This is a genomic window from Nocardia concava NBRC 100430, from assembly GCF_000308815.1.
GTDB lineage: Bacteria > Actinomycetota > Actinomycetes > Mycobacteriales > Mycobacteriaceae > Nocardia > Nocardia concava.
The window spans coordinates 1-14,418 of sequence record NZ_BAFX01000017.1; the positions used below are offsets into that span (position 1 = coordinate 1).

General features: G+C 67.5%; 14 protein-coding genes and 1 pseudogene. 10 read left to right on the forward strand and 5 right to left on the reverse strand.

From position 1 onward, the window contains the following. Window positions 1–119: pseudogene (locus ON43_RS46050) on the forward strand (GTPase Era); the annotation flags it as partial. A gap of 93 nt (window positions 120–212) precedes the next feature. On the opposite strand, the gene ON43_RS04470 reads toward ON43_RS46050, so the two are convergent. Then, window positions 213–1,628 (reverse strand): amidase, encoded by a 1,416-nt coding sequence (locus ON43_RS04470; protein ID WP_040803852.1) that lies wholly within the window; start codon window positions 1,626–1,628, stop codon window positions 213–215. 428 nt (window positions 1,629–2,056) lie between these two features. Here ON43_RS04470 and recO point away from each other — a divergent pair, with 428 nt between their 5' ends. The 4 genes from recO (at window position 2,057) to ON43_RS04490 (ending at window position 5,434) form a co-directional block, all read left to right on the forward strand. Next, window positions 2,057–2,830 carry a DNA repair protein RecO gene (gene recO / locus ON43_RS04475; protein ID WP_040803855.1) on the forward strand — a complete coding sequence of 258 codons (774 nt, stop codon included), beginning with the start codon at window positions 2,057–2,059 and terminating at the stop codon, window positions 2,828–2,830. A gap of 45 nt (window positions 2,831–2,875) precedes the next feature. Then, the gene (locus ON43_RS04480) at window positions 2,876–4,129 is read left to right on the forward strand and encodes an arylsulfotransferase family protein (protein ID WP_245568467.1); all 1,254 of its coding nucleotides are present in this window, start codon (window positions 2,876–2,878) and stop codon (window positions 4,127–4,129) included. A 97-nt stretch (window positions 4,130–4,226) separates the two neighbouring features. Beyond that, entirely contained in the window at window positions 4,227–5,030 is an 804-nt protein-coding gene (locus ON43_RS04485) for an isoprenyl transferase (protein WP_040803860.1), read from the forward strand. Further along, window positions 5,027–5,434, forward strand: coding sequence for a hypothetical protein (locus tag ON43_RS04490; RefSeq protein WP_040803863.1), 408 nt, complete (start codon window positions 5,027–5,029; stop codon window positions 5,432–5,434). Before ON43_RS04485 ends, ON43_RS04490 begins: the two co-directional genes overlap by 4 nt. 3 nt (window positions 5,435–5,437) lie before the next feature. Here the strand turns inward: ON43_RS04490 and ON43_RS04495 are convergent, their stop codons facing one another. Then, complete coding sequence (locus ON43_RS04495) at window positions 5,438–6,067, reverse strand: TetR/AcrR family transcriptional regulator (protein ID WP_040803865.1); 630 nt, start codon at window positions 6,065–6,067, stop codon at window positions 5,438–5,440. A gap of 103 nt (window positions 6,068–6,170) precedes the next feature. Between ON43_RS04495 and ON43_RS04500 the strand changes: the two genes are divergently transcribed. Then, complete coding sequence (locus tag ON43_RS04500) at window positions 6,171–7,190, forward strand: ABC transporter permease (RefSeq protein ID WP_245568469.1); 1,020 nt, start codon at window positions 6,171–6,173, stop codon at window positions 7,188–7,190. 77 nt (window positions 7,191–7,267) lie between these two features. Here ON43_RS04500 and ON43_RS04505 read toward each other — a convergent pair whose 3' ends face one another. The 3 genes from ON43_RS04505 to ON43_RS04515 all read right to left on the reverse strand — a co-directional run bounded on the left by ON43_RS04505 (window position 7,268) and on the right by ON43_RS04515 (window position 9,060). Next, window positions 7,268–7,681: a Fur family transcriptional regulator gene (locus tag ON43_RS04505; RefSeq protein ID WP_040803868.1), complete on the reverse strand. Its 414-nt coding sequence runs from the start codon at window positions 7,679–7,681 to the stop codon at window positions 7,268–7,270. A 3-nt stretch (window positions 7,682–7,684) separates the two neighbouring features. Further along, window positions 7,685–8,080, reverse strand: coding sequence for an ArsR/SmtB family transcription factor (locus tag ON43_RS04510; RefSeq protein ID WP_083913156.1), 396 nt, complete (start codon window positions 8,078–8,080; stop codon window positions 7,685–7,687). Window positions 8,081–8,160: 80 nt separating this feature from the next. After that, entirely contained in the window at window positions 8,161–9,060 is a 900-nt protein-coding gene (locus tag ON43_RS04515; protein ID WP_157513896.1) for a hypothetical protein, read from the reverse strand. Between the two features lie 166 nt (window positions 9,061–9,226). On the opposite strand from ON43_RS04515, the gene ON43_RS04520 reads away from it, so the two are divergent. From ON43_RS04520 to ON43_RS04535, 4 genes are all read left to right on the forward strand, one after another. Further along, window positions 9,227–10,618, forward strand: coding sequence for a glycine--tRNA ligase (locus ON43_RS04520; RefSeq protein WP_040803874.1), 1,392 nt, complete (start codon window positions 9,227–9,229; stop codon window positions 10,616–10,618). Window positions 10,619–10,810: 192 nt separating this feature from the next. Next, window positions 10,811–11,536, forward strand: a complete 726-nt coding sequence (locus tag ON43_RS42125) for a DUF6875 domain-containing protein (protein WP_245568470.1) — start codon at window positions 10,811–10,813, stop codon at window positions 11,534–11,536. Between the two features lie 179 nt (window positions 11,537–11,715). Further along, window positions 11,716–13,557: a multicopper oxidase family protein gene (locus ON43_RS04530; protein WP_040803875.1), complete on the forward strand. Its 1,842-nt coding sequence runs from the start codon at window positions 11,716–11,718 to the stop codon at window positions 13,555–13,557. A gap of 177 nt (window positions 13,558–13,734) precedes the next feature. Then, window positions 13,735–14,412 carry a DUF6875 domain-containing protein gene (locus ON43_RS04535; RefSeq protein WP_373283390.1) on the forward strand — a complete coding sequence of 226 codons (678 nt, stop codon included), beginning with the start codon at window positions 13,735–13,737 and terminating at the stop codon, window positions 14,410–14,412. Window positions 14,413–14,418: the final 6 nt, after the last annotated feature.

Below are 14,418 nucleotides of genomic sequence, written 5' to 3' on the forward strand. Positions count from 1 at the left end.
CCAACGCCCGCAAGCAGATCGAGCACATCCTCGGCACCCGCATCTACCTGCACCTGCACGTGAAGGTTGCCAAGGACTGGCAGCGCGACCCGAAGCAGCTCGGCAAGCTCGGTTTCTGAGCCCCGTCATCCCGGCATGTTTTTGGCCGGGATCCACAGCAGCCGGGTGGATTCCGGCCAAAAGCACGCCGGAATGACGAGGTTGGGCCGGGTTCAGGGCTGGGGCCACCAGGCTGTCGGGCGGGTTTTGTGCCAGGCCAGCTCCGACTCGAGTTGCGCGGCAACGGAAACCAGCAGGGGCTCGGAGTTGGCCGGGCCCATCAGCTGGGCGCCGACCGGGAGGCCGGTGGCGGTGAAGCCCGACGGGACGTTGACGGCGGGCCAGCCCAGGACGTTCCACGGCCAGGTGTAAGGGCATGCGGCGGTGATGAGTTCGTCGGTGGCCCAGTTACTGATGCCGTCGATCTCGTGGACACCCGGCGGCGGGGTCGCCGTGGTAGGGGCCAGGATCAGGTCGAAGTCGTTGAACATCCGGCCGATTCGCATGCGCAGCAACGGTTCTGCCTGCCGCGCCGCGAACAGCAGCGGGGACAGCAGGCGGCCGACGAGGGCATTGTGGGTGGTGCGCGGGTCCACCTGGGCCTTGGGGAGGCGCTCGAGTGCCTGGTTGACGCCGGTCAGGGAACGGGGCAGGAAGGTCGCGCCCATCAAGACGCCGTAGTGGATATCGGCGATGGTGACCTGGTGGCCCAGGCGGCGCAGCGTGTTCGCGGTGGCGTGCACCCGAGCCTCCACCTCGCGATCGAGCGCGGTCTTGGTGGCGGTGAACGGAATTCGCAGTGACAGCGCGATGCGCAGGCGGCCCGGATCGCGGCCGACGGCATCGGAGACGCGCAGCGCGGGTGGGGTGTGCAGGTCGCCGGGATGCGGCCCGGCGGCCGCGTCGAGCAGCAGGGCGGCATCGGCGACGGTGCGGGCGAGCGGCCCATTCACGGTGAGCCCGTAGAACGCCTCCGGCAGCGGCCAGGTCGAGATGCGCCCGCGCTGCGGCTTGATCCCGACCAGGTTGTTCCAGGCGGCCGGAATGCGCACCGAGCCCGCGCCGTCGGAACCCAGTGCGGCGGGCACCAGTCCGGCCGCCACGGCCGCACCGGAACCGCCCGACGACCCACCGGGCGTGTGGTCGGCGCTCCACGGATTCCTGGTGTGCCCGAAGGCATCTCCGCTCGTGAATGGCAGCTGCCCGAGCTCGCAGGTATTGGTCTTGCCGACGATCACCGCCCCGGCCGCGCGCAGCCGCCGAACCGCTTCCGCGTCTTCGGTTTTCGCCGGGAAGTCACCGCCGCAGCCGAAAGCCGTTGGGGTACCGGCCAGATCGGTGTCGTCCTTGATGGCCAGCGGCACGCCGAGCAGCGGGGCCCGTTCCCCGGCGGCGAGCTTGCGATCGGCCTCGGCGGCCTCGGCGAGCGCCTCGGTCCGGCGCACGATCCGGAAGGCATTGAGCGCACCCTGACTCGCGTCGATCCGATCGAGAACAGCTGTGGTCGCCTGTACCGAGGTGAGCGTCCCGTCCGCCAGTGCCGCCGCGAGTTCCGCCAGTCCGAGCTCGCCAACCGACGCCAGTGTCATGTGAATCCCGTCTCTTCCGTACCCGTGGGTAACGTAGCGCGATTCTGGTCACACGTCCAATGTTGGTGCGCGGCAAGATCGGCCCGAATTGCGCGGGAGGTTCGGACCGATCCCACCTCATCGGCGGTGCTGAGGTGAGGGCGCGCCGCCGACGTCTCGGGGCCGGGCGGCCGCCTAGCGATCCCGCCGCCGGTCCTCGTGCGAACCGTCGTCCGGCCCACCCCGCCGGGGCCGGACGACGGTGCACACGACGGGCCCCTCGGCACGCAGGGACCGCGGAGCCGAAGCTCGGGGGAACCGCACCGCGGGAGTCTTTCGCATGGTCCGAGCATCGGGCCTCCCGCCAACCGCCCACCAACGAACCACTAATCGGCACACGCCCGCCGACTCGTCGTCATTCGGTCGGTCCCGCGTGCAAGACTGTTGCGGTGCGGTTGTATCGGGATCATGCGGTGGTGCTGCGCCAGCACAAGCTGGGCGAGGCGGATCGCATTGTCACGTTGCTGACGCGGCAGCACGGGCTGGTTCGGGCGGTGGCCAAGGGGGTGCGGCGGACTCGGTCGAAGTTCGGGGCTCGGTTGGAGCCGTTCGCCTATGTGGATGTGCAGTTGCATCCGGGGCGGAATCTGGACACTGTCACCCAGGTTCATACCGTCGAGACCTTCGCGGCGGATATCGTCGCCGACTACGGCCGGTACACCACCGCCTGCGCGGTGCTCGAGACCGCGGAGCGGCTGGCGGGTGAGGAGGGGGCGCCGGCCCCGCGCCTGCACACCCTCACCGCGGGCGCGCTGCGGGCCATTGCGCTGGGGAATCGCCCCCACGAATTGATCCTCGACGCGTTCCTGTTGCGCGCCATGGGTTTTGCCGGATGGGCCCCGGCCCTCGACGATTGCGCCCGCTGCGCCACCCCCGGCCCGCACCGCGCCTTCCACGTGGCGGCCGGCGGCGCGGTCTGCGTGCACTGCCGCCCGCCCGGCGCGGCCACCCCGATGCTCGGCGTCCTCGACCACATGAGCGCCCTCAACCGCGGCGACTGGACCGGCGTCAACGCCATCCCCGACACCATGCGCCGCCAGGCCAGCGGTCTCATCGCCGCGCACCTGCAATGGCACCTCGAACGCCAGCTGCGCACCCTGCCCCTGATCGAGCGCACCCGCCCGCACGAGGCCGTGGAGCGCGCGGGGGCCGCGATCGGCTGACCCTGGGAGTCCCGGTGAGTGGGGCTCGAACGGTGGTCAGGATCAGTGAGATTCGATACGGGGCAGCTGAAGATCGGGGAGCCTAGAGTTCTCGGCGTGTTCCTCGCGTCCCCTCGAAAATCCGCCCGCGCGTCCGTGGCGCTGACCGCCGCCGTCCTCGCCGTCTCCGGTGCCGCCACCGCGGCAGCCGAGCCGGTGACACCGAGTTCGCCCTTCGGCGGGTTCTCGTACACGGTGAAGGTCGAAAAGCCCGGCGAGGCAGACGGATTCATCTACTACACCAGCGGCGTGAGCGCGGCCGCGCTGGTGCCCGGACTGGGCACCGTGGCGCAGGCGCTACCCGGCGGTCGGCCCGCGAACATCATCGCAGACCGCTCCGGCCGGGAGCTCGAGCGATTCGAACCCCCTGCGGGACAGGATGTCTCGAACTTCCGGACGCAGACCTATCAGGGCCGCACGGTGCTCACCTGGTGGCAGGGGAGCACGGTGGCAGGGCACGGCTCGGGCGTGGGCGTCATCGCCGACAAGAACTTCAACGTCCTGGCGACCGTGGATCCGGGCGGCGCGGGCGCGGATGTGCACGAATTCCGGCTCACCCCGGACGGTCGCGCGCTGGTCACCTCGTATCCGCAGGTGGATACCGATCTCACCGCGATCGGCGGCCCGGCGAACGGGAAGATGTTCGACACCGCCGCCGTCGTCATCGATGTGGCATCCGGCAAGCAGCTGTTCCGCTGGAGCGCGGCCGAGCATGTCCCGCTGAGCGATTCGGAGACCTCCGGCAAGCTCACCGGCGACGTCTACGACCCGTACCACATGAACTCGATCAGCCTGGATCCGTCCGGGAATCTGATTGTCTCCCTGCGCAATACGGCGGCCGTGTACGACATCGACCCGAACACCGGCGAAATCCTCTGGCAGCTGGGCGGCAAGAATCCGACGCTGGCCGCCGACCCCGGCGTCGAATTCGCCTTCCAGCACGACGCCGAATTCACCGACGCCTCGACCCTGCGCCTGTTCAACAACAACTCCAGCGGCCTGGAATCCCGGGGCAAGTCGAGCGTCGAGTGGATCCACATCGACCCGGCCGCCAAGCGCGCCACCCTGATCCGCAACCAGCAGCACCCGGAGGGCATCGTCACCCCCGCCATGGGCAACGCCGAAACCCTCCCGAACGGCAACACCCTGGTCAGCTGGGGCATGACCCCGCGCATCTCGGAGTTCACGCCCGGCGGGGACCTCGTCTACGACGCCGTTCTGCCGTTCGGGACCTACCGCGCCTACCTGGCCCCGCGCTGATCTGTCGGTGGACGACACTGCCCGCTCGATGGAGGAAATGTAGGGGTTCCACGCCAATCGTGTGGGTCCCGTTCGGCCGTCCGAGCCGTCGGGCAGGATGGTGGGCGTGATCGGTACTCGGAAGTCATCGAACGAGCAGCGTGTCGTGCGGCCGCCGTCGCCGCATCCCTCCGGGGCGAAGCCGCCCGCCATCCCGGCGGAGTTCGTGCCCAGGCATGTGGCGCTGGTGATGGACGGGAACGGCCGCTGGGCGCAGGATCGCGGGCTGCCGCGCACCGCCGGGCACGAGCGCGGCGAGGCGGTGCTCATGGACACCGTCGAGGGCTGCATCGAGATCGGCGTGAAGTGGCTGTCGGCGTACGCCTTCTCCACCGAGAACTGGAAGCGCAGCCCCGACGAGGTCCGCTTCCTCATGGGCTTCAACCGCGATGTGATCCGCCGCCGCCGCGACGAGATGCACGAGATGGGCGTCCGGGTCCGCTGGGCCGGTCGCCGACCGCGCCTGTGGCGCAGCGTGATCAAGGAATTGGAGATCGCCGAGGAGCTGACGCAGGACAATACGGTGATGACCCTCACCATGTGCGTCAACTACGGCGGCCGCGCCGAGATCGCCGACGCCGCACGGGAAATCGCGCGCCGGGTGGCGGCGGGGGAGATCGACCCGGAGAAGATCACCGAGGCCACCGTCGCCCGCTACCTCGACGAACCCGATATGCCGGACGTGGATCTGTTCCTGCGCCCCTCGGGCGAGCTGCGCAGCTCCAACTTCCTGATCTGGCAGGCCGCCTACGCCGAATTCGTCTTCCAGGAAACGCTTTTCCCCGATTTCGACCGCCGCAACCTCTGGGACGCGTGCCTCGAATACGCCAAGCGCGACCGCCGCTTCGGAGGTGTGAAATGACCGATCAGCTCACCCCGGCCGAGGAGCTCCAGCTCCGCGCCAAGACCCTGTTGATCCGCTACGGCGTCGACGTCCGAGAGGAGGAGGGCGGTCTCGGCTTCGAATACGAGGGCGCGCTCTGCTCGCTGCGCGGGGTCAACCTCTCGCCCGGCCTCGATGTCCTGGCCATGATGTGCATCCTGGCCTGGGACCGCCCGGTCAAACCCCAACTGCACAAGCGCGTCGCCGAACGCAATGCCGCTCTGCAGTTCGGCACCCTCACCGTCGTCTCCCGCGACAAGCAGGCCGACGTGATCCTGCGCTACACCTTCCCCGCCGCTGGCCTCGAGGATGAGCCCCTGGCGACCATCCTGCTGCTCACCCTCTCCGGCGCGAGCCGCGCCCGGCAGGGCCTGTTGCCCTGACCGTCAGGACTCGGCCCCGGCCACGGCCGGGGTGCCGACCCGCATGCCCGGCGTGAGCAGTTCGACGCCGCGGTACAGGGTCTCCGGATTCACATCGCCCATGATCAGGTGCTGCAGGATGAATCCGGGCAGGATGCCGAGCATGGTCTTGGCGACCGCGTCGGTATCGGAATCCGGTGGCAGCCAGCCGACTTCGCGCATGCGCAGCGCGTAGTCCTGCCAGAGGCGGCGGATGCCGCCCAGGGTGGTGCGCACGTAGTCGCCGATATTGGGGTCGGTGAGGGCCAGGGACCAGGCCTGGGGGATGAGGTGCACCGGGCCGCCGGGCGCGCTGAGCTGGACGATCGCCTCGGCGACGGTGCGGATCAGTTCGGCGGGGGTGGGCAGGGGATCGGAGTGCACGGCCTCGAAGAGGGTGGCGTGCAGCTCGGTGCTCGCCTCGGTGGTGAGGGCGGCGATGATGTCGTCCTTGGACTTGAAGTAGCGGTAGACCGCACCGGCGGAGAGCCCGGATTCGGCGAAGACGTCCTGCATGGTGGTGGCGTGCAGGCCCTTGCGGGCGAAGCAGGACTGGGCGGCGTCGAGGATCTGCTGCCTGCGGCGTTCCAGGTGTTCCTCGCTGACTCTGGGCATGCGCCCAAAGTAAAACGAATATCCGTTCTTGACAAGGTGACAGCCGGGTGTCAGCCTTGTCCCAACAAAAAGAACGAACCTTCGCTTTCTTTGGAAGAGTGCCATGAACACTGCGCAGCGCCCGTCGGAGAACACCCGGCCCGCCACGGCAATCAACCCCCTTCCCAAGGCTTTCCGCCTCGCGCTGGCGCTGGGCCTCGCCGCCGCCGTCATCCAGGCTGTCATGCTCATCGCCTTCGCCTGGCCCGCCGCCCGGGTGGCGCCCCGCGAACTGCCCATCGCCATCACCGGCCCGCAGGCCGCCGCGGTCACCCAGCAGCTGAACGCCCGCGAGCCCGGCGGCTTCGACATCCGCACCGTCGCAGACGAATCCGCCGCCCGCGACGCCATCGCGAGCCGGGATGTCTACGGCGCCATCCTGACCGACGGACAGCCCCGCGTGCTGATCGCCTCGGCCGCGAGCCCACTTGTGGCGCAACAGCTTTCCGGCTTCGCCCAGCAGCTGAACGGCATCGCCCCCGCGCCCGTGCAGGATGTGGTCGCCGCCGACCCGCACGATCCGCGCGGAGCCGGTTTCGGCGCGATGGTGCTCCCGCTGGTCATGTCCGGCCTGGCGGGCGGCGTGCTGATGAGCCTGCTGGTCAAGTCGGTGCCCGCCCGCGGTGTCGGCCTGCTCACCTTCGCGATCGCCGGTGGGCTGCTGAGCATGACGATCGTGCAGGGCTGGCTGCACCTGCTGCCCGGCGCCTACCTGACGATGGCCGCGATCGCCGGACTGGTCTCCTTCGCCGTCGCCGGAACGGTGGCCGGTCTCGCTTCGGTCATCGGCCCCGCGGGCATCGGCATCGCCGCCCTGACCATGCTGCTGATCGGAAACCCGTTCTCCGGAGCCACTTCCGCGCCGGAGCTGCTGCCCAAGCCGTGGGGCGCCATCGGCCAGCTGCTCCCGCCCGGCGCCGCCGCCACCCTGCTCCGTTCGGCCGCCTTCTTCGGCGACGCCTCCATCGCGGGCCCGCTGACGGTCCTGTTGTGCTGGGCCGCAGCCGCTCTGGTCCTGCTCGGCATCGGCATCCTGCGCAGCCCCGCTGCCGAGCCGGTCGCCGAGCCGGTCCCCGCCGTCTGAGTCCGAGTCCCCGGGATGACGAGATGCGGCGCGCCCCTGCGTATTACGCAGGGGCGCGCTTGTTGTTGCGGCTGCTGTCAGCCCTTCGCCTCGGCGCAGTTCTGGCAGGTGCCGAAGATCTCCATGGTGTGCGAGATATCGGTGAACCCGTGCTCGGCCGCGATGGAATCGGCCCAGGCCTCGACGGTCGGTCCCTCGACCTCGACGGTGCTGCCGCACTGCCGGCACACCAGGTGATGGTGATGCCCGGTGGAGCACTGCCGATACACCGATTCCCCGGTGTCGGTACGCAATACGTCGACCATCCCGGCATCGGCCAGCGACTGCAGCGTCCGGTACACCGTGGTCAGCCCGATGCCCTCACCGCGCTTGCGGAGTTCATCGTGCAGTTCCTGCGCGGAGCGGAATTCATCGATATCGGCGAGCAGGGCGGCGATGGCGCTGCGCTGCCGGGTGCTGCGGACCCCGACGGTCTTCTCGGTCGTTCCCACGGCTCACCCTTCCTCGGCGTGCGCGACCGCGTCGATCACGATGTGCGCGAGATGTTCGTCGACCAGTTCGTAGATGACCTCGCGCCCGGTGCGCTCCCCGCGTACCACGCCCGCGGACTTGAGGATCCGCAGGTGCTGGCTGATCAGCGGCTGGGTCACCCCGAGGGTGTCGACCAGTTCGTGCACGCAGCGCGGCGACTCGCGCAGCTGCAGCACGATGGCGATGCGCACCGGCGCGGCCAGGGCGCGTAGGAGTTCTCCGGCGGAGTCGAGAATGGTGCGCGAGGGCACGGCCGGCGGCTGGGGCGACCGGTAGGGGTACGGGTCATGGGGGATCGCGGCCGGGGTCTCCGTCGCGACGTGCGAGCGCCGGATGGGCGCGCCGCTCTCGGTGGTCATCGAACCAACTCCTTATTGGAAACCGATGCCATTCTTATATGCAAGATTGCGCATGTCAAACAAGACCACGGCGTGGCGGGTCAGCAGTTGCTGTCCTGCGGGATCGGGACCGTGGGATCGAAGTAGTACTCCGCGCGATGCGCGGGCGGGGCGCCGGGCGTCGGAGGATTGCTGTAGTCGGGGGCCAGGTACCCCTTCTTCTCCAGGGTGCAGTTGACCGGATAGGCGTGGCCCTTCACATCGCCGATCCACATGCCCTGCGAGCCGTCGTCATAGGTCGAGTCCTCGACCCAGTCGTATTCGATCTCCTGCCGCACCACGGTCACGATGTCCATCGCCGAGTACTCGGTGTTCTTCGGCGGGGTGAAGGCGTACGCGATCAGGTAGTTGGTGCGAATCGCCAACTCGCCCTTGTCGTTCAGTCCCGGAGTCATGGTGCCGTCGACCCGCGGTGAGACCGGCAGCAGCGGATATTCACGCGCTATCTTCTCGGTCACCCACCAACTGGCCGCCGGGTCCGCCAGCTTGGGCCGGATGTCCTCCACCTGATGTGTCGCCAGCAGCGCCAGCACCGGTTCCGCGTCGTAGGTTTCGAGCACGTGCCGGTCCAGGCGGGCCGCCACGATCAGGTTCTTGGCGCGATCCATCGCCGCGGCCACGGTCTCGGCCGAATACCGCCCGATCGCCGTCGCGGCGGGCGGCTGGATGCCGGCCGCGCCCTCCTGCCAGACCGCGGCGGGAGTGTTGTCGAAGGGATGGTTCGGGTCCACGCGTTTGATGTCGTTCACCGTGGGTGTGGTGCCGGTGCTCGCCGAGGGCCGGGTATCGCAGGCGGCGAGCACGGCGTAGGCCAGCAGGATCACGACGGCCATGACGCAGATCGCCAGTGTCAAAGGGCCCGGCAGCCAGGAGGGATAGGAGCGCCGCGGCCGTCGCCCCGCACGGCCGTCGTCGTAATGGCCCGATGGAACCTCGTACATGGCCGCCCCCCCGCCTGTTGTGTTGTGGTTCGTCCACTATGGCGGGTCATGATCAGCCCTGCATCCCCAGCTTGTAGGGGCACTGGGTGCAAAGTCGATTGCCCCGGACCGATAGTCTGGTGTCAATCCTTTGCAATCTTCCGGACACGGATGGAGAAACGTTCAAGTGGCACCCAAGTCGAAGGTGGACACCGTCGCCAATCTCGCCAAGCGTCGGGGTCTCGTGTACCCGAGCGGTGAGATTTACGGCGGAACGAGGTCGGCCTGGGATTACGGTCCGCTGGGCGTGGAGCTCAAGGAGAACATCAAGCGGCAGTGGTGGCGGTCCATGGTGACCAGCCGCGACGACGTGGTCGGTCTCGACTCGTCGATCATCCTGCCGCGTCAGGTGTGGGTGGCCTCGGGCCACGTCGCGGTGTTCAACGACCCGCTGGTGGAATGCCTCAACTGCCACAAGCGGCACCGGCAGGACCACCTGCAGGAGGCGTACGCCGAGAAGAACAAGATCGACGACCCGGATTCGGTCCCGATGGACAAGATCGTGTGCCCGGACTGCGGCACCGTCGGCCAGTGGACCGAGCCCAAGGACTTCAACATGATGCTGAAGACCTACCTGGGCCCGGTGGAATCCGAAGAGGGCATGCACTACCTGCGTCCGGAGACCGCGCAGGGCATCTTCGTCAACTACAAGAACGTCGAGACCACCGCGCGCAAGAAGCCGCCGTTCGGCATCGCGCAGATCGGCAAGTCGTTCCGCAACGAGATCACGCCGGGCAATTTCATCTTCCGGACCCGCGAGTTCGAGCAGATGGAGATGGAGTTCTTCGTCAAGCCGGGCGAGGACGAGCAGTGGCATCAGTACTGGATCGACACCCGCATGGCCTGGTACACCGATCTGGGCATCGATCCGGAGAACCTGCGGCTCTACGAGCACCCGAAGGAGAAGCTCTCGCACTACTCCACCCGCACGGTGGACATCGAGTACCGCTTCCGCTTCCAGGGCAGCGAGTGGGGTGAGCTCGAGGGCGTAGCCAACCGCACCGACTTCGACCTGAAGACCCACTCCGAGCATTCCGGCACGGATCTGGTGCACATCGACCAGAACTCGGGCGAGCGCTACACCCCGTACGTGATCGAGCCGGCGGCCGGTCTGACCCGTTCGCTGATGGCGTTCCTGGTGGATGCGTACCACGAGGAAGAGGTGCCGACGGCCAAGGGCACCATGGAGACTCGCACCACTCTGCGCCTGGATCCGCGGCTCGCGCCTGTCAAGGCGGCTGTCCTGCCGCTGTCGCGCAATGCGGACCTCTCGCCCAAGGCGAAGGACCTCGCCGCGCGGCTGCGCAAGAACTGGAATGTGGACTTCGACGACGCCGGTGCGATCGGTCGCCGCTACCGTCGCCAGGACGAGATCGGCACCCCGTTCTGCATCACGGTCGACTTCGACACGCTGGAGGACCAGGCGGTCACCGTGCGCGAGCGGGACTCGATGGCCCAGGAGCGGGTCGCGCTGGATCAGGTCGAGGGCTACCTGGCGGCACGGCTGATCGGGGCCTGATACAAAGCTCGTAGAAAAGACCGGTCAATGCCTGACCGGTCTTTTCTTTATCCCTTTGCCCCCGAAATTCGGGGCGGCGTAGAGAAATTGGGTACCGGGCTACTCGTGTTAACGGCCCATGACCGGCGCACTATTTAGGGTGTATGGATTCGGCACCCTCTTGTGCCGTATCTCGATCATCCGAGGTGAGTCATGAGCGAGCGTGTTATCGGCCCCCGCTCGGGGCTGCAATGGGTTCCTTTGGGGGACACCGTTTTGGGGGAGACCGGATCATCGTGCCCAGCCGCCAAGTCCACGGTGGCGGCTTTTCGATCTTGGGCTGATTCCTTTCTGACCCAACCCAGTGACGAGCTGGGCAGGGACGGACCGGTATGCCCGTACGTCAAGCCGTCGCTGCGGCGCAATCTGCTCTGGATGGCCCAGGTCCCGGCGGCGCGGCCGCGACCGATGTGGGTACGGGCCATCATCCGGGACGCAATGGAGCTATATCCCGAACTGCCTACGGGGAACGGCAGTTCCAGCTCCGTGTTGCGTTCGATGATCACCGTATTTCCGAATATGACGGATTATACGCTGATCGATGAAATCCACTCCGAATTCAAGAGCAAGTTCGTCGAGCGCGGGGTAATGCTCGGTCAGTTTTATCCGGGCTGTGACCAACCGGGCTTGTGGAACAAGGATTTTCGGCCATTGGACGCGCCGCTGCCGATGCTGGTGGTGCGGTCCATGATGACGACCGATTTCCCATTCCTGCTCGACAAACCGGAATGGGCGGACGCTTATGTGCGCAAGTTCGCACCGACGTTGCCCGCGCATGTGCGGTCGGTCATGGTGGGGCGCTTGACTTCTCGCCCCTCGTCGTGGGTTCCCGCCTACGAGGAGCGGCCCGAGGAGGAATCCTGCGCGACCAGCGGTTAGGTCCGGTGTGACGACGGTGATCAGGGTCGGGGTGTCCCATCACCGCACAAACGCCAGAACACACCGCGGCGTCGGTTTATACGCAATCGGGTAACGATCACCACGAGGACCCGAGACGCCCGAGAGACCCGGGTACAGAATCGGAGAAGTCCGAGGACGGTCTACACCGGGGGCGGATCATGAGCGAGAACCTGCCGCGACGGGGGTTCCTGAAGGGGGCCCTGGCCCTGCTGGGCCTGGGGGTCGCCGCGACCGCACATGCCGATCCGTCCCCGGTGCCGCCGCCTCCGCTGCCGATGCCGCGGCTGCCGTCCATGCCGCTGACTCCGCTGAACTACCACTCGCCGCCCTTGCAGCCCTTCGTGGATGAGCTTCCGATACCCGAAACCGTCCCGGCGGCAGGGGAATTGGCGGCGAGCTCCGCGATCCACCGCTATCACCGGGATCTTCCGGAGACTCGCAGCTGGGGCTACTCCCGGGAGATCCTGGGCCCGTGCCTGGAGGCGCGCCGGGATCGGCAGGCGCACATCGTTTTCCGCAACGATCTCGGCACGCACGTGATGGCCGAACACGTCGATCTGACCATGCACGGCGTGACCGAGCAGGACCGCACCGATCCGCGCTTCACCGTCCACCTGCACGGCGGGGTGAACTCCCCGGACTCGGACGGGCATCCGCTGATCGGCTGGCGCAACGGCGGGCGGCCGAGCTACACGTACTCGAATCGGCAAGAGGCGACGGCACTCTGGTACCACGACCACGCGATGGGCATCACCCGCCTCAACATTCAGGCCGGGCTGGCCGGAATGTATTACATCCGGGACGAATTCGATACCGGCGAGGCCGACAACCCGCTCGGACTGCCCAGCGGCGAGTTCGAGATCCCGCTGATCGTGCAGGACCGCACCTTCAACGCGGACGGCACCGTGCAGCCCATGGTCGGGCTCTATCTTCCGCAGGGCTACAACCAGTCCGGGCAACTGGGCGACGTGGCGTGCGTCAACGGGGTGGTGTGGCCGCGCCTGGAAGTACGCCGCACGCTCTACCGGTTCCGGCTGCTGAACGGCTCGAATTCGCGGGCCTACGTGTTCACCTTCGCCAACGGCATGCCGATCTGGGCGATCGGGGGCGATCTCGGGCTGCTGGACGAACCCGTTCCCACGCCGACCATCCGGGTGAGCCCGGGCGAGCGCGTGGACCTGCTGGTGGACTTCAGCGGACTGCGCGACGGGGATGCGGTGGATCTGATCAATGTCGCGCTGAACGACATCGGCAACACCTTCTTCATGGTCCCGGAGCTGCGCGACATCATGCGCTTCACGGTGGCCGGGGACGGCCCGCCCGCGGTCATTCCCACGACGTTGCGGGGCGGTCCCGGACTGCCCGAGCCGCTGGGCGAGCTGCCCGCGCCGGACTCGGTGCGCACCGTGACCCTGATGGGCTACAACGACGACGCCCGGATGGCGGCCGTCTTCCCGGGCATGGGGGTGCTCGACAATCTGCCGTTCCAGGGCACGGACATCGATATGGCCAAGGCCGGGGCCGTCGAGCAGTGGGACATCGTCAACACCACCTCCTTCGACCATCCCGTCCACATCCACCTGGCCCGGCTGCGCATCCTCGGCCGCCAGCCCATCCGGGCCTACGACTACTGGTATGCCGATCAGCCGCCGGCCTTCGGCACCCGCTGGGCCCCTCCGGTCGACAACTTCACCGCGGGCCCGCTGCAGCCGCCCCCGGATTGGGAGAAGGGCTGGAAGGACACCGTCGAATGCCCGACCGAGGCCGTCACCCGGGTGCTGGTGCGCTGGCCCACGGTCGCGGAGCTCGGCTTCGACCCGGACAGTCCCGTCCGGGTGCCGCCGGGCGCCGAGGCCATGTCCCCGACCGGGGATATGGCCATGTCCGGGATGGGGGAGCACGGTCCAGGGCACGAGGAGATCCGCGGTTACGTCTGGCACTGCCACAATCTCGATCACGCCGACCACGACATGATGCAGCAGATACGCGTGTTGCGTTGATCGCTCCGGGTAATGCCTGAACGGTCGCTTCTTAATGGCCTGCCCCCCGAAATAGGGGGCGGTGGAGACAAATTGGGTAGTGCACTACTCGTGTTAACGGCCCATGACCGGAGCACCATTTATGTATGTGGGCAACGGCGCCTTGTTCTGCCGTAGCTCGATCATCCGAGGTGAGTCATGAGCGAGCGTGTTATCGGCCCCCGCTCGGGGCTGCAATGGGTTCCTTTGGGGGACACCGCTTTGGGGGATACCGCATCGTGCCCGGCCGCCCGGCCGACGGTCGCGGCATTTCGATCTTGGGCCGATTCCTTTTTGACCCGGCCCAGCGACGATCTGGGCCGAGACGGGCCGGTCTGCCCGTATGTGAAGCCGTCGCTGCGGCGCGGTCTGCTGTGGTTGGCGCAGGTCCCGGCGGTGCGACCGCGGCCGGAATGGGTACGCGCGATTCTGTCCGATGCGCTGGAGCTCTATCCCGAACTGCCCACGGGGAATGGCAGTTCCACATCGGTATTGCGCGGATTGATCATGGTATTCCCGAATTTGACCGATTATACGCTCATCGATGAGATGCACGCGGAATTCAAGAGCAAGTTCGTCGAACGCGGCATCATGCTGGGGCAATTTTATCCGGGCTGTGACCAACCGGGATTGTGGAACAAGGATTTTCGCCCCTTGGACGCACCGCTGCCCATGCTGGTGGTGCGCTCGATGATGACGACCGATCTGCCGTTCCTGCTGGATCGACCGGAGTGGACCGACGCGTATGTGCGCAAGTTCGCGCCGTCGGTGCCCGCGCACGTGCGCGCGGTCATGGTGGGGCGCTTGACATCCGGACTTTCCGTTACCAGCAGGTAGGCAAGC

Excerpts from the sequence above, each read along its gene's own strand:
- ON43_RS04470 (WP_040803852.1), bottom strand. The coding sequence starts at position 1,628 with ATGACACTGGCGTCGGTTGGCGAGCTCGGACTGGCGGAACTCGCGGCG.
- ON43_RS04485 (WP_040803860.1), top strand. The coding sequence starts at position 4,227 with ATGGTGGGCGTGATCGGTACTCGGAAGTCATCGAACGAGCAGCGTGTC.
- ON43_RS04490 (WP_040803863.1), top strand. The coding sequence starts at position 5,027 with ATGACCGATCAGCTCACCCCGGCCGAGGAGCTCCAGCTCCGCGCCAAG.
- ON43_RS04495 (WP_040803865.1), bottom strand. The coding sequence starts at position 6,067 with ATGCCCAGAGTCAGCGAGGAACACCTGGAACGCCGCAGGCAGCAGATC.
- ON43_RS04500 (WP_245568469.1), top strand. The coding sequence starts at position 6,171 with ATGAACACTGCGCAGCGCCCGTCGGAGAACACCCGGCCCGCCACGGCA.
- ON43_RS04510 (WP_083913156.1), bottom strand. The coding sequence starts at position 8,080 with ATGACCACCGAGAGCGGCGCGCCCATCCGGCGCTCGCACGTCGCGACG.
- ON43_RS04515 (WP_157513896.1), bottom strand. The coding sequence starts at position 9,060 with ATGTACGAGGTTCCATCGGGCCATTACGACGACGGCCGTGCGGGGCGA.
- ON43_RS42125 (WP_245568470.1), top strand. The coding sequence starts at position 10,811 with ATGAGCGAGCGTGTTATCGGCCCCCGCTCGGGGCTGCAATGGGTTCCT.
- ON43_RS04530 (WP_040803875.1), top strand. The coding sequence starts at position 11,716 with ATGAGCGAGAACCTGCCGCGACGGGGGTTCCTGAAGGGGGCCCTGGCC.
- ON43_RS04535 (WP_373283390.1), top strand. The coding sequence starts at position 13,735 with ATGAGCGAGCGTGTTATCGGCCCCCGCTCGGGGCTGCAATGGGTTCCT.